Origin of the sequence: Cellulomonas sp. NS3, assembly GCF_024757985.1 — a bacterium.
GTDB lineage: Bacteria > Actinomycetota > Actinomycetes > Actinomycetales > Cellulomonadaceae > Cellulomonas_A.
Window position 1 is genome coordinate 282,409 of record NZ_CP103289.1, and the last position, 25,863, is coordinate 308,271.

General features: G+C 76.1%; 27 protein-coding genes and 1 riboswitch. Of the genes, 14 read left to right on the forward strand and 13 right to left on the reverse strand.

Annotated features, from left to right (window positions below):
- Positions 1–17 precede the first annotated feature (17 nt).
- Together NXY84_RS01330 and NXY84_RS01335 are read right to left on the reverse strand one after the other, a co-directional pair.
- Positions 18–1,205: an AI-2E family transporter gene (locus NXY84_RS01330; protein WP_258725393.1), complete on the reverse strand. Its 1,188-nt coding sequence runs from the start codon at positions 1,203–1,205 to the stop codon at positions 18–20.
- A gap of 185 nt (positions 1,206–1,390) precedes the next feature.
- Positions 1,391–2,032 carry an FMN-dependent NADH-azoreductase gene (locus NXY84_RS01335; protein ID WP_258725394.1) on the reverse strand — a complete coding sequence of 214 codons (642 nt, stop codon included), beginning with the start codon at positions 2,030–2,032 and terminating at the stop codon, positions 1,391–1,393.
- A 90-nt stretch (positions 2,033–2,122) separates the two neighbouring features.
- On the opposite strand from NXY84_RS01335, the gene NXY84_RS01340 reads away from it, so the two are divergent.
- The gene (locus tag NXY84_RS01340; RefSeq protein WP_258725395.1) at positions 2,123–2,650 is read left to right on the forward strand and encodes a MarR family winged helix-turn-helix transcriptional regulator; all 528 of its coding nucleotides are present in this window, start codon (positions 2,123–2,125) and stop codon (positions 2,648–2,650) included.
- A gap of 63 nt (positions 2,651–2,713) precedes the next feature.
- On the opposite strand, the gene arsM is transcribed toward NXY84_RS01340, so the two are convergent.
- Positions 2,714–3,538: an arsenite methyltransferase gene (gene arsM / locus NXY84_RS01345; protein WP_258725396.1), complete on the reverse strand. Its 825-nt coding sequence runs from the start codon at positions 3,536–3,538 to the stop codon at positions 2,714–2,716.
- A gap of 123 nt (positions 3,539–3,661) precedes the next feature.
- Here arsM and NXY84_RS01350 point away from each other — a divergent pair, with 123 nt between their 5' ends.
- On the forward strand, positions 3,662–4,024 hold the full coding sequence (locus tag NXY84_RS01350) for an ArsR/SmtB family transcription factor (protein WP_258725397.1): 363 nt from the start codon (positions 3,662–3,664) through the stop codon (positions 4,022–4,024).
- A gap of 39 nt (positions 4,025–4,063) precedes the next feature.
- Here NXY84_RS01350 and NXY84_RS01355 read toward each other — a convergent pair whose 3' ends face one another.
- Entirely contained in the window at positions 4,064–4,708 is a 645-nt protein-coding gene (locus NXY84_RS01355) for a GNAT family N-acetyltransferase (RefSeq protein ID WP_258725398.1), read from the reverse strand.
- A 203-nt stretch (positions 4,709–4,911) separates the two neighbouring features.
- Here NXY84_RS01355 and NXY84_RS01360 point away from each other — a divergent pair, with 203 nt between their 5' ends.
- Positions 4,912–6,810 carry a GMC family oxidoreductase gene (locus NXY84_RS01360; protein WP_258725399.1) on the forward strand — a complete coding sequence of 633 codons (1,899 nt, stop codon included), beginning with the start codon at positions 4,912–4,914 and terminating at the stop codon, positions 6,808–6,810.
- 98 nt (positions 6,811–6,908) lie between these two features.
- Here the strand turns inward: NXY84_RS01360 and NXY84_RS21705 are convergent, their stop codons facing one another.
- Positions 6,909–8,039 carry a GNAT family N-acetyltransferase gene (locus tag NXY84_RS21705; protein WP_309485039.1) on the reverse strand — a complete coding sequence of 377 codons (1,131 nt, stop codon included), beginning with the start codon at positions 8,037–8,039 and terminating at the stop codon, positions 6,909–6,911.
- 86 nt (positions 8,040–8,125) lie between these two features.
- Here NXY84_RS21705 and NXY84_RS01370 point away from each other — a divergent pair, with 86 nt between their 5' ends.
- The gene (locus NXY84_RS01370; protein ID WP_258725400.1) at positions 8,126–8,521 is read left to right on the forward strand and encodes a hypothetical protein; all 396 of its coding nucleotides are present in this window, start codon (positions 8,126–8,128) and stop codon (positions 8,519–8,521) included.
- 141 nt (positions 8,522–8,662) lie between these two features.
- On the opposite strand, the gene NXY84_RS01375 is transcribed toward NXY84_RS01370, so the two are convergent.
- Positions 8,663–9,175, reverse strand: a complete 513-nt coding sequence (locus NXY84_RS01375; protein WP_309485040.1) for a HipA N-terminal domain-containing protein — start codon at positions 9,173–9,175, stop codon at positions 8,663–8,665.
- The gene (locus NXY84_RS01380; protein WP_258725401.1) at positions 9,172–9,432 is read right to left on the reverse strand and encodes a helix-turn-helix transcriptional regulator; all 261 of its coding nucleotides are present in this window, start codon (positions 9,430–9,432) and stop codon (positions 9,172–9,174) included. The genes NXY84_RS01375 and NXY84_RS01380 overlap by 4 nt, the downstream gene beginning before the upstream one ends.
- Positions 9,433–9,458: 26 nt before the next feature.
- Here NXY84_RS01380 and NXY84_RS01385 point away from each other — a divergent pair, with 26 nt between their 5' ends.
- Positions 9,459–10,301: an ATP-grasp domain-containing protein gene (locus NXY84_RS01385; protein WP_258725402.1), complete on the forward strand. Its 843-nt coding sequence runs from the start codon at positions 9,459–9,461 to the stop codon at positions 10,299–10,301.
- Positions 10,302–10,454: 153 nt separating this feature from the next.
- Here NXY84_RS01385 and NXY84_RS01390 read toward each other — a convergent pair whose 3' ends face one another.
- The 3 genes from NXY84_RS01390 to NXY84_RS01400 form a co-directional block, all read right to left on the reverse strand.
- A complete protein-coding gene (locus NXY84_RS01390; protein WP_258725403.1) occupies positions 10,455–11,036 on the reverse strand; it encodes a hypothetical protein in 582 nt (193 codons plus the stop codon).
- Between the two features lie 47 nt (positions 11,037–11,083).
- Positions 11,084–12,433, reverse strand: a complete 1,350-nt coding sequence (locus NXY84_RS01395) for a hypothetical protein (RefSeq protein WP_258725404.1) — start codon at positions 12,431–12,433, stop codon at positions 11,084–11,086.
- 120 nt (positions 12,434–12,553) lie between these two features.
- Positions 12,554–13,423, reverse strand: coding sequence for an AraC family transcriptional regulator (locus NXY84_RS01400; RefSeq protein WP_258725405.1), 870 nt, complete (start codon positions 13,421–13,423; stop codon positions 12,554–12,556).
- Between the two features lie 203 nt (positions 13,424–13,626).
- Between NXY84_RS01400 and NXY84_RS01405 the strand changes: the two genes are divergently transcribed.
- The 6 genes from NXY84_RS01405 (at position 13,627) to NXY84_RS01430 (ending at position 20,538) form a co-directional block, all read left to right on the forward strand.
- Positions 13,627–14,532: an AraC family transcriptional regulator gene (locus NXY84_RS01405; RefSeq protein ID WP_258725406.1), complete on the forward strand. Its 906-nt coding sequence runs from the start codon at positions 13,627–13,629 to the stop codon at positions 14,530–14,532.
- Positions 14,529–15,773: a low temperature requirement protein A gene (locus NXY84_RS01410; RefSeq protein WP_258725407.1), complete on the forward strand. Its 1,245-nt coding sequence runs from the start codon at positions 14,529–14,531 to the stop codon at positions 15,771–15,773. Before NXY84_RS01405 ends, NXY84_RS01410 begins: the two co-directional genes overlap by 4 nt.
- Before the next feature lie 463 nt (positions 15,774–16,236).
- Entirely contained in the window at positions 16,237–17,679 is a 1,443-nt protein-coding gene (locus NXY84_RS01415; RefSeq protein WP_258725408.1) for an MFS transporter, read from the forward strand.
- Between the two features lie 18 nt (positions 17,680–17,697).
- A complete protein-coding gene (locus NXY84_RS01420) occupies positions 17,698–19,152 on the forward strand; it encodes an MFS transporter (RefSeq protein ID WP_258725409.1) in 1,455 nt (484 codons plus the stop codon).
- Positions 19,153–19,156: 4 nt separating this feature from the next.
- On the forward strand, positions 19,157–20,167 hold the full coding sequence (locus NXY84_RS01425; RefSeq protein ID WP_258725410.1) for an alpha/beta hydrolase: 1,011 nt from the start codon (positions 19,157–19,159) through the stop codon (positions 20,165–20,167).
- Between the two features lie 8 nt (positions 20,168–20,175).
- On the forward strand, positions 20,176–20,538 hold the full coding sequence (locus NXY84_RS01430; protein ID WP_258725411.1) for a cupin domain-containing protein: 363 nt from the start codon (positions 20,176–20,178) through the stop codon (positions 20,536–20,538).
- 57 nt (positions 20,539–20,595) lie between these two features.
- On the opposite strand, the gene NXY84_RS01435 is transcribed toward NXY84_RS01430, so the two are convergent.
- A complete protein-coding gene (locus NXY84_RS01435; RefSeq protein WP_258725412.1) occupies positions 20,596–21,006 on the reverse strand; it encodes a glyoxalase in 411 nt (136 codons plus the stop codon).
- Between the two features lie 85 nt (positions 21,007–21,091).
- Between NXY84_RS01435 and NXY84_RS01440 the strand changes: the two genes are divergently transcribed.
- The gene (locus NXY84_RS01440; RefSeq protein ID WP_258725413.1) at positions 21,092–21,658 is read left to right on the forward strand and encodes a TetR/AcrR family transcriptional regulator; all 567 of its coding nucleotides are present in this window, start codon (positions 21,092–21,094) and stop codon (positions 21,656–21,658) included.
- Between the two features lie 278 nt (positions 21,659–21,936).
- Entirely contained in the window at positions 21,937–23,931 is a 1,995-nt protein-coding gene (locus NXY84_RS01445) for a penicillin-binding transpeptidase domain-containing protein (protein WP_258725414.1), read from the forward strand.
- Here NXY84_RS01445 and NXY84_RS01450 read toward each other — a convergent pair.
- Together NXY84_RS01450 and NXY84_RS01455 are read right to left on the reverse strand one after the other, a co-directional pair.
- Positions 23,868–24,197, reverse strand: coding sequence for a hypothetical protein (locus NXY84_RS01450; RefSeq protein WP_258725415.1), 330 nt, complete (start codon positions 24,195–24,197; stop codon positions 23,868–23,870). The two genes, NXY84_RS01445 and NXY84_RS01450, sit on opposite strands and share 64 nt — an antisense overlap.
- 150 nt (positions 24,198–24,347) lie before the next feature.
- Positions 24,348–25,181 (reverse strand): phosphotransferase enzyme family protein, encoded by an 834-nt coding sequence (locus tag NXY84_RS01455; protein ID WP_258725416.1) that lies wholly within the window; start codon positions 25,179–25,181, stop codon positions 24,348–24,350.
- Between the two features lie 417 nt (positions 25,182–25,598).
- Positions 25,599–25,674: riboswitch (cyclic di-GMP riboswitch) on the forward strand.
- A 17-nt stretch (positions 25,675–25,691) separates the two neighbouring features.
- Between NXY84_RS01455 and NXY84_RS01460 the strand changes: the two genes are divergently transcribed.
- Positions 25,692–25,859 (forward strand): hypothetical protein, encoded by a 168-nt coding sequence (locus tag NXY84_RS01460; protein ID WP_258725417.1) that lies wholly within the window; start codon positions 25,692–25,694, stop codon positions 25,857–25,859.
- Positions 25,860–25,863: the final 4 nt, after the last annotated feature.

The following is a 25,863-nucleotide window of genomic DNA, read 5'->3' on the forward strand; positions in this document are numbered from 1 at the left end:
GCCGGGGGCGGCGCCCGTCAGCGGCGGGCGTCCGCGACCCGGCCGGGCATCGCCGTCCCGCCCCCGGGCCCGTCGCCCTCCGGTGCCCGCCACTCCGTGATCGCCGCCCAGGCGACCGCGGTGATCGGGACGGCGAGCAGCGCGCCGATGATGCCGGAGAGGATCGTCCCGGCGGTCAGCGCGAGCAGGATCGCGAGCGGGTGCAGCGCGAGGGCGCGGCCGATGACGACGGGCGCGAGGAGGTCGCCCTCGAGCTGGTTCACGGCGATCACGACGACGAGGACGATCAGCGCGGTCGTCGGGCCGTTCGTCACGAGCGCGACCAACGTCGCGAGGATGCCGGCGACCGTCGCGCCGATGAGCGGGACGAACGCACCGAGGAACACGATGGTCGCGAGCGGCAGCGCCAGCGGGACACCGAGGATGACGAGCGCCAGGCCGATGACCAGGGCGTCGACGAACGCCACGATCGCGGTGCCGCGCACGTAGCCGCCGAGCACCCCGACCGAGCGGTTCCCGACGCGCCACGCGCGGGCCTGACGCTCCTCGGACAGCGGCCGGATGAGGAAGCCGAAGATGCTGCGGCCGTCCTTCATGAGGAAGAACAGCACGACGACGCCCAGCAGCAGCCCGGCGACGCCCTCGGCCGCGGCGGTGGCCCCGGTGATCGCGCCGCTCTGCACCTGGTCGCTCGTGAGCGCCGCGGTGAGCGCCTCGCGCGCGGACGCGATCTGCTCCTCGGTGATCTCGAGCGGGCCCTGCAGCAGGAACTTCTCGAGCTCCCCGAGCCCGCGGTCGGCCTCCTCGACGAGCGTCGGCCACTCCTTGCGGATGCCCCGCCCGACGAGCCACAGCACGACGCCGAGCGTCCCGAGCCCCAGCAGTAGGGCCGCCCACGTCGCGAGCGCGCGCGGCCACCCCCAGCGCCGGAACAGACGCACGAGCGGGCTGAACGCGGCGGCGAGGATGGCGGCGATGAGCAGCGGGATGACGAGCAGCTTGACCTGCGTGAGCCCCCACACCAGGACCGACGCGAGCGCGAGGACCAGGAGCGCCTGCGCGCTGCGGGTCGCGGCGCGGCCCAGGCCGTCGTGCCACGGGCCCGTCGGGGGCGGCGGGGTCGGACGATGCGTCGGGCTCGGGACCGTCGTGGCGAGCGCGGCGGACGATGCGGCGCGCCCGGGGCGTCGGCGGAAGGCGTTCATGACGTCAACCTGCCACGGGCGCGACCGTGGGGCGCGCCGGGAGCGCAGGTGGGCGGCGCGCCGGGGTCGCGGCCGTGCGCCGCGGGAGGCCCGGCGCCGGGTCCTCGGGCCTCCCGCTGGTGCTCACGGTCCGCGGTGCGCGCCCGCCGCGCCGCCCGGTGACGGCGGCTGCGGGCGCGTGCCGGTCAGGCGGCGCGGCGCGCGGCGAGCGCCGCCCCCGCCTGGGCCGCGGCCTCGCGCGCGGTGGTGTGCATGTGCGCTGCGACCTCGGCGAAGTCGTCGAGGGCGGGGTTCACGCCCACGAGCGTGAACTCGCGCTCGACGACCGTGAGGTCGGCGCCCCAGACGTCGACGAGGATGCGGCGCAGGTAGTCGGTGTTGTGGTCCCAGCCCTCGCGCGGGGTGCCCGCGCCGTACGCGCCGCCACGGGTCGTGACGAGGACGGTGGGTGTCCCCTCGAGCAGGCGCGTGCCCTGGGGCGCACCGGCGATCGCGAGGTCGATCCACGTCTTCGCGTGCTGGGACACCCCGAAGTTGTACAACGGCAGCGCGAGCACGGCGCTCGTGGCGTCCTGCAGCTCGGTGGCGACCTCCTGGGCGAGGGCGACGGCTGCGCGCTGCGCCTCGGTCCGGTCCGCCTCGGGGGTGAAGCTCCCGGAGATCGCGGTCGCCCAGGCGTCGGCGGGCAGCGGGTCGGCGCAGAGGTGGCGTCGCACGACCGCGGCGTGGGGGTGGGCGGCGACGACGCGGTCGAGGACGAGGTCGGCGAGGGCGCTGCTGGCGGAGCGGTCGCCCTGGATGCTGGCGTCGACGCGGAGGACGGTCACGTGATTCTCCTGACGGTAGGGACTTGAGCGTTCAAGCGGCACCGTAGACGGCACGTGTTGAATGTTCAAGTCGTGACGTAGGATCGTCGTGTGACCGCCGACGCGCCCCGCGCCCCCGCCGTGGGTCCGGAGGTCCCCTGGCTCTCCGCGGAGCAGCAGCGCGAGTGGCGGGCCCTGATGGGGCTGTTCATGGATCTGCCGCCCGCCCTGGACGCGCAGCTCAAGCGCGACGCAGGGCTGAACACGTTCGAGTACCAGGTGCTCGCCGCGCTGTCCGAGGCGCCTGCCCGCACGCTCGTCCTCAGCGACCTGGCCGCCCTCGCGCGCGGGTCGCTGTCCCGGCTCTCGCACGCCGTCACGCGGCTCGAGCGCGCGGGCTGGGTCGAGCGGCGGAGCTGCACGGACCGCGCCGGGCGGCACACCGAGGCCCGGCTCACCGACTCGGGCCTCGCGCGGCTCGAGGAGGTCGCCCCCGGCCACGTCCGGGCGGTGCGGCGGCTCGTGGTCGACGTGCTCAGCCCCGAGCAGCTCACGCAGCTCGCGGCCGCGGCCCGCGCGATCACGGCGGCGACGCAGGCCGAGCCGCCCGACGAGGGCAGGGTGGACGGCAGCTGCTGACCCGCGTCCTCGCGCCCGGGCCGGCGGCTCGACGGGCCGCCGGGCCCGGGCGTGCCGGTGCGACTACGGCTTGACCGCCCGGACGATCGCGCCGTGCAGACCGGGCGCCACCTCGTGCGTGAAGGTCACGCTCGCGTCCGTGAACCCGGTGGCGGTGAGCCCGTCGAGGTACTCCTGGCGCGAGAGGGCCCCGGCGATGCACCCGACATAGCTGCCGCGCTCGGCGCGCTGCTCGGGCGTCACGTCGTCGTCCGCCACGACGTCGGAGATGCCGACGCGGCCGCCGGGCGCCAGCACCCGGAATACCTCGGACAGCACCGCAGGCTTGTCGACGGACAGGTTGACGACGCAGTTGGAGATGACGACGTCGACCGCCGCGTCCGGCAGGGGCACGGCCTCGATGCGGCCCTCGAGGAACTCGACGTTCGTCGCGCCCGCGGTCGCGGCGTTGCTGCGCGCGAGGTCGAGCATCTCGGGGGTCATGTCGACGCCGTACGCGAAGCCGGTCGGGCCGACGCGGCGCGCGGACAGCAGCACGTCGATGCCCCCGCCGGAGCCGAGGTCGAGCACGCGCTCGCCGGGGCGCAGGTCCGCGACGGCGGTCGGGTTGCCGCAGCCGAGCGACGCGAGGAGCGCCGCCTCGGGGAGCGCGGCGGCGTCGTCGGCGTCGTAGAGCGCGCCGCCGAACCGGTCGCCCGTCTCGAGGGCCTGCGTGGTGCCGCAGCATGCCGCCGCGGCGGGGGCGTCGGGGGCGGCCACGGCTCCGGTGCAGCACGCCGTACTCGCCTCCCCGGTCGTGCCGGTGCTGCTCGGGGTCGTGCTGCGGGTCACGGCGAGCGCGGCCTCCGCGTAGCGGCTGCGCACCTGCGCGACGAGGTTCTCGGTCATGTCGTCCTCCACGGTCGGTCGGGTCCGGGGAGGACCCGCGGGCGGAAACGCATCGATGTGCGTCGATGTATGAACAGTGGCGCAGGTATCGACAGATGTCAATGCGTGAGGCACGATTGACCTGTGAGTGCTCCCACGCTGCTTCCCGTCCTCGACGTCACCGCCTGCTGCACGCCGCTCGACGAGGGCACGCTGGCCCGGGACGACGCCGAGAACCTCGCGCGCATCCTCAAGGCGCTCGCCGACCCTGCGCGCCTGCAGCTGCTCTCGCACATCGCGTCGAGCAGCGAGGCGGTCTGCGCGTGCGACCTCAACGACGTCGTCGGCCTCGCGCAGCCGACCGTGTCGCACCACCTCACGACGCTCGTCAAGGCGGGCATCCTCACGCGCGAGAAGCGCGGGGTGTGGGCGTACTACGCGGTCGTGCCCGGCGCGCTCGGAGCGCTCGCGGACGTCCTGCGGCACGCGGGCGCGCCGACCCGCTGAGCGCCGGCGCCCGCGCGGGTACGGGCCGCGGACGAGGCGTCAGCGCCCGTGCGGCTGCCGCAGCATCTGCGCCTCGACGGGCCCGTGCGGCCTCAGCGCGGTGACCTCGCCGACCACACGGAACCCGAAGCCCTCGTAGTAGCGCACGTTCTCCTCGCGCGACGTCTCGAGGTAGCAGGCCGTCCCGGTCCGGTCGGCGCGGGAGAGCACGGGCTCGACGAGCCGCCGACCGTGGCCACGACGCTGCGCGTCGGGTCGAACCCCCAGCACCTCGAGGTACCACGCGCCCTCGGGCGGCACCGCGTCGAGGAGACCGGCCTCGACCGCGGACCCGAACCGGGCCAGCGCGGCCGTGCGCAGCGGGTGCCGCAGCGCGACCGGCACGAGCGGTGCGAGCGTCCGCAGCTTGCGCAGCGCCGTCATCGGGTACGCGCCGGGCGGGTACCAGACGGCGACCCCCGCGACGCCCGCGTCGTCGTGCACCCCGAGGACGTGCCCGTGGCGCAGGCCGTCGGTCAGCCCGATCCGGTGGATCGCGTCGAGCGCGCGGCGCCGGACGCGCGGCTCGGGCAGCACGTGGGAGAAGGCGGGGTCCCCGCGCAGCGCGCTCGAGAGCAGGTGCGCCGCGGCCCGCACCGACGCCCGCTCGGGCAGGAGCGGGGTGGCGGGCTCGGAGACGTCCATCCGTCCAGGCTCCCTCACGGTCCCCGGCACGGCGAGTGGCGGAGGTCCCACGCCCGCGGCGGGTCGGTCAGCGGGTCTCGTGGACGACGAGGGCGACGTCGTCGCGCGCCCCCTCCTCGACCGCGTCCCCGCACGTCGCACGGCCGCCCGGATGGCGCGCCGGCACGCCCGACGGGCCGGCGACCGTGTGCCACGATGCGCGGATGGTGCAGCGGTACGACGTCGTCGTCGTGGGCTCGGGCTTCGGTGGCTCGGTCGCGGCGCTGCGCCTCGCCGAGAAGGGGTACCGGGTCGCGGTGCTCGAGGCGGGCCGGCGGTTCGCCGACGAGGACTTCCGCACGTCGTGGCACCTGCGCACGTTCCTGTGGGCGCCCGCGCTCGGCTGTTTCGGGATCCAGCGGATCCACCTCTTGCGAGACTCGCTCGTGCTCGCCGGGGCAGGGGTCGGCGGCGGCTCGCTCGTGTACGGCACGACGCTGTACCGGCCGCTGCGCGCGTTCTACGACGACCCGCAGTGGGCGTCGATCACCGACTGGGAGGACGAGCTCGCGCCGCACTACGACCAGGCGGCGCGCATGCTCGGCGTGACGCGCAACCCCGCCGCGACGCCGGCCGACGCGCTGCTGCGCCGCGTCGCGACCCGGCTCGGCCGGGAGGGGACCGTGCGGCCGACCGACGTGGGCGTCCTGTTCGGCGAGCCGGGCGTGCGCGTGCCCGACCCGTTCTTCGGCGGCGCCGGCCCCGAGCGTGCGGGCTGCACGCAGTGCGGCTCGTGCATGACGGGGTGCCGGGTCGGCGCGAAGAACACCCTGACGACGAACTACCTGCACCTCGCCGAGCGCGCGGGCGTGCACGTCGAGCCGCTCACCACCGTGACCGGCCTCGCGCCGCGGCCGGGCGGGGGCTGGGAGGTCACGGCCCGGGCGACCGGCGGCCGGCTCGGGCAGCTCCTGGGTGGCGCGGGTGCCCGACGACGCGACCGAGGTGACGGCGCGAGCGGCGCGGTGCGGCACGGGAGCCGCGACGGCGCGGGCGGCCGGGGGCGGGAGGCGGCCGGCGACCGGGCCGCGTCCGGGGCAGGGGCCGCCGCGTCGACCTGGCACGCCGACCACGTCGTGCTGGCGGCGGGCACCTACGGGACGCAGACGCTCCTGCACCGGATGCGCGCGAGCGGCGCCCTGCCGGCCCTGTCCCCCCGCCTCGGCGAGCTCACGCGCACCAACTCGGAGGCCCTCGTCGGGGCGAGCGCCCCGCGCGTCGACCCGGCGCGCGACCTGTCGACCGGCGTCGCGATCACGTCGTCGTTCTTCGTCGACGACGCCACGCACGTCGAGGCGGTCCGCTACGGCCGCGGCTCCAACGCGATGGCGCTGCTGCAGACCGCGCTCGTGCCGGGCGGCACCGCGGTGCGGCGGGTCGACGGCTGGCTCGGCTCGCTCGCGCGCGGCCTGGTCACGCGTCCGGTGACGACCGTGCGCGCGCTCGTGCCGTACCGGTGGAGCGAGCGCACGACGATCGCGCTCGTCATGCAGTCGCTCGACAACTCCCTGACGACGTCCCTCGCACCACGCCTCCTCGGCCTGCCGCTGCCGGTCCGGCTGCGCCGACTCACGTCGCGGCAGGGCAGCGGCGAGCCGAACCCGACGTGGGTCCCGCAGGCGCACGCGACCGCGCGGCTCCTCGCCGACGAGCTCGGCGGCGTCGCCGGGGGCAGCCTCGGGGACCTCGTCGCGATGCCGATGACCGCGCACTTCCTCGGCGGCTGCCCCATCGGCGCGACCCCCGGGGACGGCGTGCTCGACCCGTACCAGCGCGTGCACGGCTACCCGACGCTGCACGTGCTCGACGGCGCCGCCGTGACCGCGAACCTCGGCGTCAACCCGTCGCTCACGATCGCCGCGCAGGCCGAGCGCGCCGTGTCGCTGTGGCCCGAGCGCGGCGGGGTCGACCCGCGCCCGGCGCAGGGCGAGCCGTACGTGCGGGTCGAGCCCGTGCCGCCGGGGCGCCCGGTGGTCCCGGCGGGTGCGCCGGGGGCGCTGCGGACGCGTCGGGACGGCGCAGGTGCGGGACGGCCGTCGTCCGCGGGAGGCGTCGGCGCCTGACGGTCGCCCGGCGTCCGGTCCAGGGCCACGGAGCCGCGGTACGCCCACCGCGCGCGTGCGCCGTCGGACCGTGACGCCGCCGGGCGGCGCCGCGCCCGTCAGAGCGTCCGCTGCCAGATCGCCTCGACGCCGGCGGGGCGGAAGCCGAGCGCGACGTTGATCGCGAGCATGTGCGCGTTCTCCTCGGCGTTCCACGTGTGGACCCGCCGGGTCGCCGGGCGCACCCGCGCCGTGTGCCGCAGGTTCGCCGCCTTGACCAGCATCCCCAGCCGGTGGCCCCGGTGCTCCCGGAGCACGAGGGTCGCGTCCTGCCACGCGCACGCCGGCTGCGACACGGAGTGCTCGAGCTGCGTGATCGCGGCGAGGCGTCCCGTCGGCACGTGCTCGGCGACGGTCACCAGGAAGCCGCGCCCGGTCGCGGCGGCGACGTCCTCGCGGTGCCGCACGCGGGCCGCGTCCCACGGGTCCTCCTCGAGGTCGAGGGCGGCCTGCGGGATGTCGGTGCTCATCCGCGTGAGCAGCACCGCGACGTCGTCCAGCCACGCGTCCGGCGCCCGGTCGGTCCACGAGTGCACGCGGTAGTCCGGCCCGGCGACCGACGCGGCGCCGTCGAGGTGGGCGGCGAGCGCGGCGTCGTCGAGCGGGACGTCGAGCACGCTGTACCGCTCGGCCTGCTCCGGGACGTACCCGCGCCGCGCCGCGAACCGCACGCCCGGGACGGAGGCGTCGAGGCGTCCGCGGCCGGACGCGGCGGTGAGCGCGTCCGGGTGCCCGGCGGGCGGCTCCCCGCGGTGGGCCGTCGTGACCAGCGCCGTGGTGCGGCCGCGCTCGGCCGCCAGGCGCTCGGCGGCGTCCACGAGCGCGGTCCCGATCCCCTCGAGGGGGCGGTCCGGGTCGACCCAGACCTCGAGCTCCGCGAGGTGCGCGTTGCCGGCGCGCGGCAGCTCGACCACGACGGCGCCCACCACGTCACGGTCCTCGACCCCCGCGACCCCCGCGGGCGGTGCGGCACCCGGCGCGGCGGCGACCGCCACCAGGACGACCCGCTCGGCGTACTCCTGGTCCCGCAGCGTCCGGAGCCAGTGCTGCACGGGCTCGGTGAAGTCGTCGTGGCCCCACGTGCGCCGCTGCACCTCCGCGTTCAGCCGGTGCGCGCCCACGACCGCCCCGGCCGCCGGGTCCTCGACGCTCGCCGGGAGGACCGCCTCGACCACCGCCCACGCCGTCATCCTGCGAGCGTCGCACCGGGCCGCGGTGCGGTCGAGCGGTTTCCCGGTGGGCGCCGGGTGCCGGCGGGCGACCTATCCTCGACGGCGTGACGAGCGAGCGTGCGTGCGGGACGCGGCCCCCGGGTGCCGTCCCGGGGCTGACCGCGTGCAGCCTGTGCGCGGGCGAGACCCTCGGGTCCGACGACGCGCTCGACGGCGGTCAGCTCGCGCGCCTCCGGGCGCTCGCCGCCCGCGGCACCGCGCAGCTCACGCTCTCCGAGTGCCTCGACGAGTGCGAGCGCGGTGACGTGGTCGTCGCGCGCCCGAGCGGCGACGCCCGCCGCACGGCCGGTGGCCGGCCCGTCTGGTTCGAGCGCGTGGCGGGTGACGAGCTCACCGGGGCGCTCGCGGGGTGGCTCGACGCGGGCGGTCCGGGCGTCGACCCCGTGCCCGGCGCGCTCATGCCGTACGTCATCGAGCGCGGCGGGGAACCCGGCGCGTAGGCGACGTCCGACTGCCCGACCTGCACTCCTCGCGGGGAGACCGGACGCGTCGTCGACACGCAGTGGGAGCTCGGGTGAGCGCCCACCTCACACCTCGCCGGTGAGGAAGACCCCGGCTGGTCGCGCGGCGGGCGGGGCTGGTCACCAGTCCTGGTGCCGGGCTGGGGCGGGCCTGAGTGCGCTCCGACGGCCTCCAGCTCGGTGAGCACCGGAGCCACGATCCGTCTGCCGACCCGGCGCGTTCGATCCAGCCCCGCGAGCGTCACCTCGCACAGCTGCGCGACTCTCGGGTGGATCTGGTCGGTCAGCACGTGGCGGTCGTGCGCCGTCGCGGGGATGGCCCGGATCGCGTCGGCCATCGCGTCCGGGACGGAGGGGCCGCCGTCGGACGGGTACTTCTTGCAGGCCGAAGTGCGACGCCCATCGGGCTCGGACCTCGGCATGGTCGGGCAGCAGGCCGCGCAGGTGTGCCTCGACGTACCGGTTCGCGTACGGCTGGGCGGCCAGCGGCATGCTCAGCGACAGCGGGGTGGGGTTGGCGCCCGCGAGGTAGTCGGGGTCGTAGATCAACGTCAGCCTGGGCCCCTTACGGGCGATGGTGCCGACTGGCTGCCCGTACAGCACGACGACGAGCTCCTTGGAGGCCGGGCTCACCGGTTCCCGCCCATGATGTCGTCGAGCATCGCGTCGAACGGGGAGGGTTCGTCGTCAGGCAGGGGAGCCAGGGTGACGCCCAGTCCGAGCGCACGAGCGATCGCCAGCACCCGCGAGAGCTCGGTGCCGGGGCGCTTGCCTCGCTCGACGTCGACGACGAGCTGGCGCGAGACGCCGGCGGTCCCCGCGAGGCGGGCCTGGCTGTTCACCGCGGGCTGGGAGGCGCCCGGACGCCCGCGCGTCCCCGAGGCGAGCACGCCGCCTCGCGTGCGAGCATCGCCCGGTGCCTCACGTGCTGCTGCTGACGTTCGACGACCCCGACGGCCACGACACCGAGACGCCCGAGGTCGTCGACGCACTGCGCGCCCGCGGCGCGACGGTGACGGTCTCGCCGTGGCGTGAGCCCTCGGTCGCGGACGTCCCCGCGGACGTCGTGGTGATCCGCTCGACATGGGACTACCACGAGCACCCCGAGGAGTTCCGCGCGGTGCTCGGCGCGTTCGCCGCGCCGGTGCTGAACCCGCTGCCGGTCGTCGGGTGGAACCTGCACAAGTCCTACCTGCTCGAGCTCGCGGACGCCGGGGTCCCCACCGTGCCGACCACCCTGGTCCCCGCCGGCAGCGACGGCCCGGTGCCCGACGTCGACGCGCCCGAGGTGGTGCTGAAGCCCGCGGTCTCCGCGAACGCCTGGGGTCTCGGGCGGTTCCCGACCGGCTCGACCGAGGCGGCGGACCACCTGCGCACCCTCACCGCGAGCGGCGACGTGCTGGTGCAGCCCTACCTCCCCGAGATCGCCACCGGCGAGCGGTCGGTCGTGGTCATCGGCGGGCGCGTGTCGCACGGGGTCCGCAAGACTCCCGCCGCGGGAGACTTCCGCGTGCAGGCGAGCTACGGCGGGACCGACGCGCCGCACACCCCGACCGACGCCGAGGTCGCCGTCGCGCAGGCGGCGCTCGCGTGCGTGCCCGGTGGGTCGGACGCGCTGCTGTACGCGCGCGTGGACCTCGTCGGCCCGGAGGACGCGCCCCTGCTCATCGAGCTCGAGCTGGTCGAGCCGTCCCTCTTCCTCGACCTCGTGCCGGGCTCGGCGGAGCGGTTCGCCGACGCGCTGCTCGCCCGGCTGTAGGCGCCGACTCGTGTACCTCCCCGGCCTGCCGGTCCACCGCAGCCGAGACCTGATCAGCCGGGAGCCGGTCGCGGACCCGACGGCGGTCCTGCCGTCGCCCCACCGGGCGACCCGCACGCACCGTCGTCCGGCACCCACGGCGCCGCACCCGGCTCAGGGGTGCAGGTCCGCGCCTCGCTGAGGGCCCTCGTCCAGCTCGACGACCTCGGACCGCGCGGCGAGCGCCGGGATCCCGGCGTCGCGCACCTCCCGCAGCAGCACGAACGGCTCCGCGACGAGCAGCCGGACCTCGCTGCGGAACGGTCGGCCGTCCTCCACGCCCTCCACCGTGTCGTGCAGCTCGGCGCAGCGCCGGCCGAGCACCTCGACGACGGCCTGCGACACGAGACGGCGCTCGCGCTCCGCAACCAGCAGCTGCTCGGCGACGACGGCGAGGGTCCGCACGTTCGCCGACCACCGTTCGCCGCCCACCTCCTGGACGCGGCCCTCGCCGCGCTCCCAGTCGCCGTAGAGGTCGGTGGTGCCGACCGGGCCACGGCGCGCGCGCGACTCGTCGTCCATGAGCACCTCGACCGACCGCGGCACCGCGCCGAGGCCCCGCGGGCCCGTCACGTCGGCGAGCACGTCGGTCGCGCGGCGGCCGGTCTCGTCGCGGACGTGGAACGCGGTCCCCGACAGCCAGACGGTCAGGGCCGTGTGCCGGTCCGCCGCGCCCGGCGACCGGCTCGTGCGCATCAGCCTTGCTCGCACCGGAGGGTAGGGCGTGGCGGACGCCGACGCGCTCACGGGTGGACCGACCCGGCGCGCGCCTGCGTGAGCTGCTCCGCGGCCGCGAGGTGCGCACCGTTCATGTAGAAGGCGTGGCTGCCGTTCGGGAGGCCCCGCTGGCGCAGGTAGTCGAGGTGGAGGCTGCCCATCCCCGCGTACCGCACGCCGCGCGCGACGGCGGCCGTCACGGTGTGCGTGAAGTAGCGGTCACGCCACTCGGAGAGCACGGTCCTGCGCTGCGCCTGCGTCGCCCGGGGCATCGCGGCGAGGTGCGCGCGCTCGCCCACGGGGAGCCCCGTGTCCGTACCGACGCGCGCGAGCATCACGGCGACGAAGGTGCCGCAGAACCGGCCCAGGGGGGCGACGAGCGGCCTGTGCGCCGGTGTGTCCAGCGCGTCGCCGAGGTAGCCGGTCGGCGGGAGGCCGTGGACGAACGCGCCGAGCGTCGGCAGGGCACGGGTGTAGGCGCGCGCGAGCTGGCCGAGCGGGCGCGGCACACGCCCTCGCTGCGCGCGCAGCGCAGCGACCTGGGCCGCGACGTCCGCGCTGTGGGCCCACGCCGTCCGCAGTGCGCGCAGGAACGGCTTGCCGACGTACCCGCCGGCCTTGAGCGGCGCCAGGTTGCCGTCGCGCAGGTACCGGACCACCTCGTTGAGCGCGTAGCCGAGCTTGGGGAACAGCGACTCCGCGCCGTACTGCTGCGGGTTCGCGGACCCCGCGACGCCGAACGTCGCGAGCTCGGGCCCCTTGAGCGCCGCGTACTCCGTCGCGAGCGCGGATCCCGGCGTCATCGCGTCGACCGCAAAGGTCTCGTGGACGAAGCTGGTCGAGCCCACAGCACGCACGACCTGGTCGAGAGTGACGAGCGTGTGGTCCTCGCCGAGCAGGCTGGTCCCCCCGCGTGGGAACCGGACCCACGTGCCCGCGCTGACGGGCCCGGGGAGGTTCCCGACGTGGTCGGTCGTCCCCGCGGCGTGCGCGCGGAGCTCCGGCTCGTCCTGGTAGTCGTGCACCCGGGCGTCGGACGCGAGCGCCGCCATCGCCGGGTCGAGCCCGGGGGCGGTCGGCAGGACCCGCTGCCCGGCGACCCACGCCCATCGCTGGACCGGCGACTGGACGGTCGGCGCGAGCAGCGTCCCCGTGCGGTCGCCGGCGGGCGGGGTCCGCGCGAGGATCCGACCGACCGCACGGTTGCCGGCGGCACGCTGCCACGACGCGATCCGACCGGCGTCTCCGGCCGGCCAGGCGACCGGTCCGGCGGGGGCAGGGAAGGCGAGGGGTGCGCCTCGCGCGTCCGCGTGGTCGAGGCCGGGCTCCGACTCTGCGGTGCGCGGCTGCCGAGACGCGCCCGATCCCCTGCCCATCGCGCCCCCCGACGCCGCGCCGTGCCCGCTTCACGTCAGGCTAGGAGCCCGTCCGGCAGCCGGTGTGCCCGCTCGGGCAGCTGAACGGGCACCTCGTCCGTCGACCCGACGCGCGCCCGCCTACCCGCCCTCGACCGGCAGCCAGAGCTCGACCGTGGCCGTGCTGAAGTCGTCCGCCCGCTCGAGCACCGCGACGATCTCCGGCCCCTCGCGCAGGCGCCACGGGTTCGACGGGAACCACTCGGTCGCCGTCGCGGCCCAGAGCGTCTGCAGGGTCTGCGGGTACGGGCCCGCCGCGCGGAACACCGCCCACGACCCCGCGGCCACCGGGAGGACGTCGAGGTCGTCGGGAACCGTCGCCGCCTCCGTGACGGCGACCCCGTGCAGGTACGTCAGCTCGGTGCCCTCGCGCCGGTCGGGGTCGATGTCGGCGCTCACCGCGAGCAGGCCGTGCGGCTCGGTGTCGCTCACGGCCCTGAGCCGCGCGTGCTCCTCCGGCGCCAGCGAGGCCACGTGCCGCTGGATCGCCGTGTTGACGCCGTGGTGCACGAGCGGGACCCGAGCCGCACGGCCGGCGAGGCGGAAGGCGGGTCGGGAGACGAGGCGGACGTCCATCGGGTGAGCTCCTTCGACGGTCAGGCGGAACCTGAGACGGGGTTGGGTGCGGAGGGGGCCGCCGTCCCGCCGGACCTCGCCGGGACCGACGCCGTGCACGGACCGGAACGCCCGGCCGAACGCCTCGGCCGAGCCGTACCCGTGCCGCACGGCGACGTCCAGGAGGTCCCGGCTGCCCGCCACGACCTCCGCCGCGGCGAGCGTCATGCGCCGGCGCCGCACGTACTCCGACAGCGGCATCCCGGCCAGGGCGGAGAACATGCGGCGCAGGTGGTACTCGGTCGTGCCGAGCGCAGCGGCGAGGCGGGCGACGTCGAGGTCCTCCGAGAGGTCCTCCTCGACGACGTCCACGAGGTGGTTGAGCCAGGCGATCACGGTGCCCCCTTCCGTGACCCACTCTGCCGACGGTGCGTGCCTCGGCGCCCGATCATCGTGGTCCGGTGCGATCAGCCGGGACCACGGGTCACGCCGCGCGCACCGGGCTCCCCCTGGACCGATCCGGGCGTCGTCGTGCCTGATCCTGCTCGGTACGGCAGGAACCGGTACCCCGCCCGGGCCTGCGGTGCTTGGGTCGGGCCATGGCCCTCGACGAGCTCCGCACCCTGATCACCCGGCACGCCCGGGCGGGCGTCACCAGCACCCCCGAAGGCGTGCACGTCGCGCTCGTCGAGCACCCCGGGGAGCCCGCGGCCGCGACGACCGGCACCGTGCTCGCCGTCGTGGTGCAGGGCGCGAAGCGGCTCGCGCTGGGTGATCGCGTCCTCGACTACCGCGCCGGGCAGTACCTCGTGGCCTCGCTCGACCTGCCGGTCACGGGGCAGTTCACGGAGGCCAGCCCCGAGCGGCCGGCGCTCGGCGTCGGGCTCACGCTGCGCCCCTCGGTCGTCGCGGAGCTCGTCCTGCACCCCGCGGCGCGTGAGCTCGTCGCTGCCGGACGCGGACGGGCCGTGCCGCCCGGGGTCGCCGTCAGCACCGCGCCGCCCGCGCTGCTCGACGCGGTGCTGCGCCTCGTGCGCCTCCTCGACCGTCCGCGCGACCTGGCCGTGCTCGGGCCGATGGTCGAGCGCGAGATCCTGTGGCTGCTCCTGACCGGCGAGCAGGGCGCCACCGTGCGCCAGCTCGGGCTCGCCGACAGCAGCCACCAGCACGTCGGCCACGCGGTGCGGTGGCTGCGCGAGCACTACGCCGAGACCGTCCGGGTCGAGGACCTCGCGCAGCTCGCGCGCATGAGCCCGTCGGCGTTCCACCGGGCGTTCCGCGCCGTCACCGCGATGAGCCCGATCCAGTTCCAGAAGCAGATCCGGCTCCAGGCGGCGCGCGTGCGGCTCGCCCTCGACCCGAGGGACGTCGCCGGCGCCGCGCGCGCCGTCGGCTACGAGAGCGCGTCGCAGTTCAGCCGGGAGTACCACCGGCAGTTCGGGGCGCCGCCCGGGAGCGACGCCCACCGGCTGCGTGCCGCGGCGCCCGCGGAGGTGACCGCGTGAGCCGCCTCGTGCCCGTCGGCGTGCACCGCTCGCGCCGCCTGCTGCCGGCCGTCCCGAGCCGGGAGGGGCACCGCGCCACGCCGCTCGAGCTGTTCTTCGACCTCGCGTACGTGTTCGCCTTCACGCAGGTGAGCCGCCTCATGGCGCACCAGCACGACGGCGTCGGCATCGTGCAGGGGCTCGTCGTCCTCGCGCTGCTCTGGTGGTCGTGGACGGCGTTCGCGTGGCTGTCGAACCACGCGCACGCCGACGAGGGCGTGGTCCGCGTCGCCATGACGACGGCGATGGTCGCGCTGTTCGTCGGCGGGCTGGTGCTCCCCGAGGCGTTCGGTGCGCACGGCGGGGACCGGTTCGCGCCCGTCGTCCTGGTGTCCGCCTACCTCGTGGCACGTGCCGCGCACGCCGCGGTGTACGCGTTCGGCGACGTCGACGACCCGGCGATGCGGCGGCGCGTCGTGCGCGCGGTGCTCCTCCCGCTCGCCCCGTCCGCCGCGCTGCTCGTGCTCGGGGCGTCCGCCCCGCCGGCGACCCGGCTGTGGTGCTGGCTCGGCGCGGTCGTCCTCGAGCCCGCCCTGTCCTACCTCGCGACCCGGGGCACCGAGTTCCGGCTGGCGTCGACGACGCACCTGGCCGAGCGGTACGGCCTCGTCGTGATCCTGTCGCTCGGCGAGTCGGTGCTGGCGATCGGCGTCGGGGTCGGCGCGGCGGGCGAGGCGGTCGGCGGCGCGACGCTGCTCGGGGCGGTGCTCGCGATGCTCGTCTCGATCACGCTGTGGTGGACCTACTTCGCGCGGTACGCCCGCCCCGCGGAGCACGCCCTCGCCGCCACGCACGGCGTCGAGCGGGCCCGGCTCGCGAACGAGGGCTACAGCTACCTCCACCTCGTCGTGGTCGCGGGCACCGTGCTCGCGGCGCTCGGGATCGAGGGCGCGATGGCGCACGTCGGCGACACCGAGCCGCTCGGGACGTTCTCCGCGGCGGCGCTCGGCGGCGGGCTCGCGTGCTTCCTCGCGGGCGCGAGCCTCTTCGTCCGCCGTGCGCTCGGCGCGTGGCCCGTGGTGCGGACCGCCGGTGCGCTCCTGCTTCTCGCTGCCGTCCCGGTGCTCGGCGCCGTCCGGCCGCTCGCGGCCCTGGGCCTGGTCGTGGCGCTGCTCGTCGGGGTGCTCGTCGTCGAGCAGGCCTGGGTGGGCCGCCACCAGGAGGCGGACGAGCACACGGTCGTGGGCGTCGACGCCGGCTGAGCGCGGCCCGGGTCACCAGCCGGCGAGGGCCCGCACCCGCACGGCGAGCGACTCGGGAGACTCGCCGTCGGTCGCGAGCCGGTGGGTCCCTGCCGGGGCCTCGGCGTCCAGGCGGCGGGCGGCGGCGGCCACGCGAGGTCGAGGTTGTCGCCCTCGACCACGGCGTGCCGGACGTCGTCGGCCCGCAGGAGCGCGTGCAGCGCGAGCGCGGTCGTCGTCTTGCCGACGCCGGAACGGCCACCGATCACCACGAGGTGGGACGCGTCGGCGTCGGGGCGGCGGTCGTCCTCGCGCTCGGCTGCTCCCACGCGTCGGAGGGTAGCGGTGGGCGCTGCTGACGCCGTCCCGCGCCGCCGTGCCCGGCCGCGCGGGCGGGGGCGGCGCAGAGCAGCCGGCGGCACCCGGTCGGCGAGTTGTGCGCGTCGGCCCCGCGGTGGAAGGTAAGCGACCGGGAAGGAGACCCATGACCCCGCCGCCCGCCCCCACCCGGACCGAACGCCTCGACGCGCTGCCCTTCACGCGCGAGCACCTTCGCCTCCTGCTCGGCTCGGGTGCCGGGTGGGCGCTCGACGCGCTCGACGTCGGGCTCATCTCGTTCGTGCTCGCCCAGCTCGCGGTCCAGTGGGGTACGTCGCCGACGGAGCTGTCGTGGATCGCGTCGGCCGGGTTCGTCGGGATGGCGCTCGGCGCGAGCCTCGGCGGGCTGCTCGCGGACCGCGTCGGGCGGCGCTCGGTGTTCGCGCTCACGCTGCTCGTGTACGGGCTCGCCACGGGCGCGTCGGCGCTCGCGGGGTCCGTCGCCGCGCTCATCGTGCTGCGGCTCGTCGTGGGCCTCGGGCTCGGAGCGGAGCTGCCGGTCGCGTCGACGCTCGTCAGCGAGTTCGCGCCGCCGCGCATCCGGGGCCGGGTCGTCGTCGCGCTCGAGGCGTTCTGGGCCGTGGGCTGGAGCCTCGCGGCCGTCGTGGGGTACTTCGTCGTCCCCGCGTCCGACAACGGGTGGCGCTGGGCGCTCGCGATCGGCGCGCTCCCCGCGCTGTACTCCGCGGTCGTGCGCTCGGTGCTGCCCGAGTCGGTGCGGTTCCTCGAGTCCCGCGGCCGCGTCGTCGAGGCGGAGGCCGTCGTGACCCGGTTCGAGCGGTCCGCCGGCGTCGCGCCCGAGCCGGCGTTCGTGGCCCCCGCGACCCCGGCAGCGGGAGGGTCGTGGACCCCGAAGCCGATGGTGCCCGGGCCGCGCCGACCGTCCCCCGACGAGTCCGACCCCGTCGGGCCCGACGGCACCCGCACCCCGCCCGCGCGACCGGCGCCGCGCGGGACCCGGCTCGCCGCACTGTTCGCGCCGTCGCTGCGCCGCCGCACCGTCGCGCTGTGGGTCGTGTGGTTCACGGTCAACTTCGCGTACTACGGCGCGTTCATCTGGCTCCCGACGATCCTCGTGGCCGACGGCTTCACGCTCGTGCGGTCGTTCGAGTACACGCTGTGGATCACGCTCGCCCAGCTCCCCGGGTACGCGGCCTCGGCCGTGCTCGTCGAGGTGTGGGGGCGGCGGCGCACGCTGTCGACGTTCCTCGTCGGCTCCGCCGTGGCCGCCGCGCTGTTCGCGTCCGCGGACACCGAGCAGGGCGTGCTCGTGACCGGGATGCTGCTGTCCTTCTTCAACCTCGGCGCCTGGGGCGCGCTGTACGCGGTCACCCCCGAGCTCTACCCGACGTCGGTGCGCGGGACGGGTTCCGGCGCGGCCGCGGGCTTCGGGCGGATCGCCTCGGTGCTGGCCCCGCTCGCCGTGCCGTTCCTGCGCGACGCGGGCGGCACGACGCTGCTGTTCGGGGTCTTCGCGGCCGTCTTCGTGGTCGCCGCGGTCGGCGCGTTCACCCTCCCGGAACGTCAGGGTCTCCCGCTGGACGAGTAGACGACCTACGCTGCGCGCGTGGCGGACACCTCGCAGGACACCCCCCGGGCGACGGCGACCGTCCCCGTCCCCCGTCGGCGCGTGCTCGCGTGGGCGCTGTGGGACTGGGGGTCGGCCGCGTTCCAGGCCGTCATCACGACGTTCGTGTTCACGCGGTGGATCACGTCCGACGCGTTCGTCGACCCGGCGACCGTCGCGGCCGCCGAGGCGGAGCCGGGGGGCGAGGGGCCGGCGAACGCGCTGCTCGACGCGGCGCTCGCGGACCACTCGGCGTGGCTCGGCTGGGGGCTCGCGGGCGCCGGGGTGCTGATCGCGCTGCTCGCCCCCGTGACCGGGTCGAGCGCCGACCGCACCGGGCGGCGCAAGCGCTGGCTCGGCATCCACACCGCGATCACGGTGCTCATCAGCATCTCGATGTTCTTCGTCACGCCCGACCCGGCCTCGCTCGAGCAGAACCTGCTGCTCGGCATCTTCCTGCTCGCCGTCGGGCACGTGTTCTTCGAGCTCGCGGGCGTCAACTACAACGCGATGCTCGCGCAGGTCTCGACGCCGGGCACCGTCGGCAAGGTCAGCGGCATCGGCTGGGGCGCCGGGTACGTCGGCGGCATCGTGCTGCTGCTCATCCTCTTCGTGGGGTTCATCAACCCCGACGTCGGCTGGTTCGGGGTCACGAGCGAGGACGGGCTCGACATCCGCGTCGCGGTGCTCGTCTCCGCGATCTGGTTCGGGATCTTCGCCCTGCCGGTGTTCTTCGCGGTGCCCGAGCTCCCCGTCGAGGGCCGGCCGCAGCGCCGCGGCGTCGTGGCCGCGTACCGCTCGCTCGCCGCCGACGTGGTCCGCCTCTGGCGCACGAGCCGGCCCACGGTCGGCTTCCTCGTCGCGAGCGCCGTCTACCGCGACGGGCTCTCGGGCGTGTTCGTGTTCGGCGCGATCATCGCCTCGACGACGTTCGGGTTCTCCGCGGGCCAGGTCATCCAGTTCGCGATCGCCGCGAACGTCGTCGCCGGGCTCGCGACCGTCGCCGCGGGCTGGCTCGACGACCGGATCGGGCCGAAGGCGGTCGTGGTCGGCTCGCTCGTCGGGCTCGTGGTCGCGGGCACCGCGGTGTTCGTGCTGCACGACGCGGGCCAGCAGGCGTTCTGGGTGTTCGGGCTGCTGCTGTGCGTGTTCGTCGGGCCCGCGCAGTCCGCGAGCCGCTCGCTCCTCGCCCGCCTGAGCCCCGAGGGCCACGAGAGCGAGCTCTTCGGGCTGTACGCGACGACCGGGCGCGCCGCCGGCTTCCTCGCCTCGTTCGCGTTCTCGACGACCATCGCGGTCGCCGGCGCGCAGTACTGGGGCATCCTCGGCATCATGCTCGTGCTGCTGCTCGGGCTCGTGCTGCTGCTCCCGGTGAAGGTCGGCGGCCGGGGCGCGTCGGGCTCGGCCCGGCTGTCGGGTACCGCCCCCGACGACGCGCCGCACGGGGCACGATGACCTCGTGACCGACTGGCAGCACGACGCCCTCCCCGGGTGGCAGGCGCGCACGCTCGACCTGGGGGCCGACCAGGACGGCCCGCTGGTCGCGACGCTCGTGCGCCGCGCCCCGTCCGCCGCCGCCGACCCCGCCCCGCGCGGACCTGCGGTGCTGTACGTGCACGGCTACAACGACTACTTCTTCCAGACCCACCTCGCCGAGGCGTTCGAGGCCCACGGGTACACGTTCTACGCGCTCGACCTGCGACGCTGCGGGCGCTCGATCCGCTCGTGGACGACCCCGCACTACTGCACCGACCTGCGCGAGTACGCCGAGGACCTCACGCTCGCGGCCCGGATCCTGCGTGACGAGCTCGGGCACGACCGGCTCGTCGTCAACGCGCACTCGACCGGCGGGCTCACCGCGAGCCTGTGGGCGCACAGCGTGCGGGAGACCGACCTGCTCGACGCGCTCGTGCTCAACTCCCCCTGGTTCGACCTCAACGCGCACTGGTTCGACCGGGTCGTCTCGACGCGTGTGCTCGACGCGCTCGGGCCGCTCGACCCGCACCGCGTGATCGGCGGTGGCCCGTCGGCGTACTCGCGGAGCCTGCACGTGAGCAACGGCGGCGAGTGGGAGTACGACCTCGCGCTCAAGCCGCCCGGGGGCTACCCGCCGCGCGCCGGCTGGCTGCGGGCCGTGCGCCGGGGTCACGCCCGGCTCTCGCGGGGGCTCGACACCCGGGTCCCCGTGCTCGTGTGCTCGGCGGCGCGCAGCGGGCCCAACAGCGAGGACAACCCGGACCTGCGCTGCTCCGACACGGTGCTCGACGTCCGCCAGATCGCGTACCGGGCACCGCTGCTCGGCGCCGACGTGACGTACGAGCCGATCGAGGGCGGCGTGCACGACCTCGCGCTGTCCGCGCGGCCCGCCCGGGACACGTACCTCGCGGTCCTGCTGGGCTGGCTCGACGCCCGGTCGCGGGAGTGGCGCATGCCCGTCCGCACGGCCAGCATGGAGCGCACGACGACCTGAGGAGCGACATGCCCGACCTGCAGACCCTGACCTGGCGACACCTCGAGGCCGCGCAGCAGGCCCCGAACGGGCGCAGCGCGGAGCGGGTGGTGCACGACGGCGAGCTTCGGCAGACGGTCATCGCGCTCGCGGGCGGGCAGGAGCTCGGCGAGCACAACGCCCCGCACGCGGCGACGCTCCAGGTGCTCCACGGGCTCGTCCGGGTGACCTCCTCGAGCGGCGACGACGACGTCACGCTCCCGACGGGCTCGCTGCACCAGATCACGCACGAGCGGCACGGCGTCACGGCCGTGGAGGACTCGGTGTTCCTGCTGACCACCGTCACGGGGATCGACGAGCCCGCCGAGGAGCGGGAGGCCCGCACGAGCTGACGCGCTCCGTGCGCGCGGGGCGCGACGACGCGCCCGACGGTCCGTGCGTGGCGGCGCTCAGCTCGCGGGCTGCGCGCGACGTGCGGGCCGCTGCGCGACCGGCGCGGGCTGGGCCGGTGCGTCGAGCCCCTCGTACGCCCCGGTGAACGGGATCGGCTGGATCACGTCGACGAGCACGTCGCCCGGCGCGACGAGGATGAAGTGGCGCTGCCCGAACTCCTCGGACCTCAGGTCGAGGGCGACCCGGCGGCCCTCGACGTTGACGAGGACGCCGCGGGCCGTCCCGCGGAAGGCCGGCGGGACGGTCGGGTGGGACCCGTCGAGTACGGCGAGCTCCCACGCGCCGGCGCGGAGCGAGACGTACCAGTCGCTCTCGAACGTGACCTCGCACCCGAACGCGCTGCGGAAGAACTCCGCCGTCTCGGCGACCCGGTCGCTCATGAGGACGGGGTAGATGCTCGTGACCATCGGGCTCTCCTTTACGTGCACGGTGTACGTATCGACACCGGCTACGATACATACACGGTGCACGTAAAGCGAGGGGGCCGGCAGGATGCCACGGGCGAGCCGCGAGGCCAGCGAGCGGACCGAGCGGGAGATCCGCGCCCAGGCGCGCCGTCTCCTCGTGCGCGACGGGTACGCCGCGCTGCGCGTCGACGACGTCGCCGCCGCCGCTGGGGTCACGCGCGGCGCGGTCTACCACCACTTCGAGAACAAGCAGGGCCTGTTCGTCGCGGTCCTCGCCGACGTGCACGAGTCCGTCGCCGCCGCGGTGGCCGACGCCGCGACGGGCGAGGGGTGGGACGCGCTCGACGCGGGATGCGTCGCGTTCCTGCGGGCGAGCGTCGCACCCGACGTCCGTCGGGTCCTGCTGACCGACGGTCCCGCGGTCCTCGGCTGGCAGGAGTGGCGCCGGCTCGACGCGCAGGGCTCCCAGCGCCTGCTCCGGGAGGGCCTCGATGCGCTCGACGACCTCGCAGTGGACGTCGGCGCGGCGACGGCCGTCCTCAGCGGCGCGATGAACGAGCTCGCGCTCTGGCTCGCGGACGGGGGCAGCACGGAGGTCGCGCTCGCGACGCTGCGCCACGTCCTGCACGGGTTGCGGGCGAGCGGGCGCTGACGCGTCCCGACCGACCGGGACGGGGCGTCGGCCGGTCCCGCCGTGAGGCGTCCCGTCGGACCGCGGGCTCGCGAGGCGTTCCCGCCGGAAACGGCCGCCCGATCCGGCAGGATGACGGGCGGACCGCGCGGAGGCAGCCGCGCGGCCGCAGGGGGTCGAAGGGATCCGACGTGGGCGTCGTGGTGCAGCGTGGTGTGCAGGGCCGAGCAGGGGACGCGGGAGCCGGGACGACGCAGACCGGGAGTGCGGTCGCCGGACGCGCGGACGGCGGACGCGGGGTGGCCGCGCGCGGGACGGCCGGGTGCGGGACGGCCGGGCGGCGGGTCGCGGCGGTGCTCGGTGCGGTGCTCGCGCTCGGGTGGGTCACGGGGTGCACGCCCGAGGGGCCCGACCCGAAGGTGACCGCCGACGCGCTCGCGGAGGCCCTGACGACGGGCACGTTCGACGACGTGACGCTCACCGGTGCGACCGCCGCCGAGGCCGCCGCGCAGCGCACCGCCGCGTTCGAGGGGCTCGCGCCCTGGCAGCCCACGGTGACCGCCGGGAAGCCCCAGGTCGACGAGGAGGAGCCGGAGCAGGCGACCGCGACGCTCACCTACACGTGGGACGTCGACGCGAGCGACACCGACTGGACGTACGAGACGACCGCGCGCCTGACCCGCGTCGGGGACGAGTGGCAGGCCGCCTGGTCGTCCTACCTCCTGGCGCGCGACCTCGTGCCCGGCGAGACGCTGACCGTGCGCCGCACCCCCGCCGCGCGCGCGGACGTGCTCGGCGCCGACGGCGAGCCGATCGTCACGAGCCGCGACGTGTTCAGGATCGGCATCGACAAGACGCGGGTCGCCCCGCCCGAGCAGCCCGCCGCCGCCGAGGGGCTCGCGACGGCCCTCGAGATGGACCCGGTCGCGTACGCCGCGCAGGTCGCCGCCGCCGGCGAGAAGGCGTTCGTGCAGGCGATCGTCGTGCGTGCGGGCGACCCGGCGTACGACCCCGACGCGCTCGGCGCGCTGCCCGGCGTCAACGTCGTGGCCGGCACGCTGCCGCTCGCCCCGACCCGACGCTTCGCCCGCCCGCTGCTGGGCACCGTCGGCGAGGCGACCGCCGAGATCGTCGAGGAGTCGCAGGGCGCCGTCGCGGCCGGGGACGTCGCCGGGCTGAGCGGCCTGCAGCGGCAGTACGACGCACAGCTGCGCGGACTGCCCGGGCTCGCGGTCGTCGCGGTCGCCGCGGACGGCGTCGCCGAGCGCGAGCTCTTCCGCTCGGAGCCCGTCGCCGGGCAGCCGCTCGTCACGACGCTCGACGTCCGGCTGCAGGATGCGGCGGAGGCGATCCTCGAGCCCCTCGAGGTGCCGTCCGCGATCGTCGCGCTCCGCCCGTCGACGGGCGACGTGCTCGTCGCCGCGAGCGGTCCGGGCAGCGCGGGGCTGTCGACCGCGACGGTCGGCAAGTACGCGCCCGGCTCGACGCTCAAGGTCGCGACGTCGCTCGCGCTGCTGCGCGCGGGGCTGACCCCCGACTCGACGCTGAGCTGCCCGCCGACCGTCTCGGTCGAGGGCCGCGAGTTCCGCAACTACCCCGGCTACCCTGCGGACGCGATCGGCGACATCCCGTTGCGCTCGGCGCTCGCGAACTCCTGCAACACGGCGTTCATCGGGGCGCGGGACCAGGTGCCGCAGGAGGCGCTCGCGTCGGCCGCGGCGTCGCTCGGCCTCGGTGCGTCCGCCGACGTCGGCTTCCCGGCGTTCCTCGGGGCCGTCCCCGCGGAGTCCGAGGGGACCGACCACGCGGCGTCGATGATCGGGCAGGGCCGCACCGAGGCGTCGCCGCTCGCGATGGCCCGGGTCGCCGCGTCGGTCGGTGCGGGCGCCCTCGTGACCCCGCGCCTCGTGGTCCCGCCGGAGGGCGGGACGGTCGCCCCGGACGCGGGGGCCGAGGACGCCGGCGCGTCCGCCGCACCGTCGGAGGCCGCCGCCACCAGCACGTCGACGCCCGTCCCCCTCACCTCGGCCGAGGCCGAGGCGCTGCGGGGCATGATGCGCGCGTTCGTGACCGAGGGCGGCGGGGACTTCCTGCAGGACACGCCCGGCGGCGAGGTGCTCGCGAAGAGCGGCACCGCGCAGTTCGGTCCGGTGGACGCCCTGCAGAACCACGCGTGGATGATCGCGGTCCAGGGCGACCTCGCGGTCGCGGTGTTCGTCGAGGTCGGCGACTACGGCTCGACGACGTCGGGCCCGCTGCTCGAGGCCTTCCTGGCGGCGGTCCACGGCGGCTGACCCGGGCGGGGCGGTCCGGCGCGGAACAGCGCGACGGCCTCGTCGACGACCGTCTGCGCCGCGCGGGCCAGCTCGTCGCCCGTCGGGGCCGCCGTCCCGGCGCGGCGCGCGGTCCACACCGCGACCAGCGCGGCGCGTGCGGTGGCGGGCTCGACCGACGGCACCGCCTCGAGGAGCGCAGGGACGAGCCAGTCGACGTCGACGGTCCCGGTGGGCGGCGCGAAGACGCGCTCCCCGCTCACCCAGTCGGTCGGCCCGGCGCTCATCCGGGCAGTCTCGCAGCGTCCGGCAGGTCGCGCCCGGCGCAGCGTGCGCACGTCGGCCTGTCGTTCGTCGACCGCGTCGAGAACCGCCGGGCCGCGCTCGGCGGGTCGCCGGGGAGACCGTCGAGTCGCCGCTCCCCGAGGCGTGGCGCCTCAGCGCAGCCGCTCGGCGATGCGCGGCGCCTCGGCGGTGAGCCATCGCTCCGCGCGCGGCCCGCGCTCCTGGACGCCCTCGTCCCACCAGCGTCGGAACACCGGGTCGACCTCCGCCGCCGCCCGCATCCGCGCGGTCGAGCGGCGCGCACGCCACAGCGCCCGCGGGACGACGAGGGCGCGCTGCTCGGCCGTCATCCCGTAGGCGTCGGCGAAGACGCGCACGCGCTCGGCGGCGTCGGCGTCGGCCAGCGCCGGGCTGCGGTCGACGGGGTCGACCAGCGGCGCCCACCAGTGCAGGGCGTTGACCGCGTCGGCGACGCGCGTCGTGGGCTGGGCGAGGTCGAAGTCGATGAACGCCACCGGCAGGCCGTCCCGGAAGACGACGTTGCCGGGGCAGTAGTCCTGGTGCGCGACGAGCACCGGCTCGGGCGGTGCGCCGGGCGGCGCCCCGTCGGTGGGGGAGGGCCGGGTCGTCGGGCCTCCGGGAAGGTCGCCCCAGACGGCGTCGGCGGGCGGCTCCCAGCCCTCGGCGGCGTCGTGCGCGCGGCGGACGAGGCGGGCCAGCGTCGTGAGCGCGTCGTGGGTCACGGCCCAGTCGGGCAGCGGCGGGACCGGGACGTCACCGGGGACGAACGAGAGCACCTCGCGACCCTGCTCGTCGTAGCCGAGGGGGAGGGGCGCGGCGTCGAACCCGCGGGCGTGCAGGTGGGCGAGGAGCGCCTGGACGGTCGCGGTGAAGGGCCGCACCGGGCGGCGGACGGTGTCGCCGCGGCGCGCGACGTGCGTGACGCCGTCGGCGGCGAGGACCAGCTCCGGCTCGTCGGCGTCCACCTGGCCAGGCTAGCGAGGCCGGTCCGGGGGCTCGGCGCGATCGCTGCCCTGGCGACGTCCAGACCGTGGGGCCGGCTCGACCCGGCGTGGGCGCTGCGTCGCCGCGCGCCGACCTCAGGGCCGGGGGTGCCGGGGTGGTGGTGCGGACGGTCCCCCCTGCGGGCCGTCCGCACCACTCTCCCCGGTCGGACCGCGCCGAGCGGCCCGACACTGAGAGATGTCCGGCACCGGCCCTCGTCTCACAGTCAACGGGTGTGACTTGAGTCACATCATACGACGACTCCACGACCGGGCGACATCGTTGTCCCACGTCACGCAGGCGCGCCGTGCGCCGAGCGGGTGAAACGGGGCTATGTCCGGCTTCGAGTGGCACGGAGGCCTTCCACGCGCTCTCATAGTCCTCTAATGTCTCCTCTGTCAGCGAACAGGCAAACCCTCCGCAAGGAGGGGACGCAAAGCCACGGGACCCACGCAGGTCAGCCGGGCTACCGAACGAAATGGATGTGCCTCATGGACCAGCGTGGATTCTTCGGCCAGTACGAGCCCGCCGAGACCGACTCGCCCCGCCCCGACCGCGACACCGCGCCCGCCGCGCGTCTCGCCTCGTGGGCCCGCATGGCCGCCGTCCGCTCCGCGCGTCACGACCTCGTGCCGACGCAGCGCGAGTACGCCGCCTGAGCGC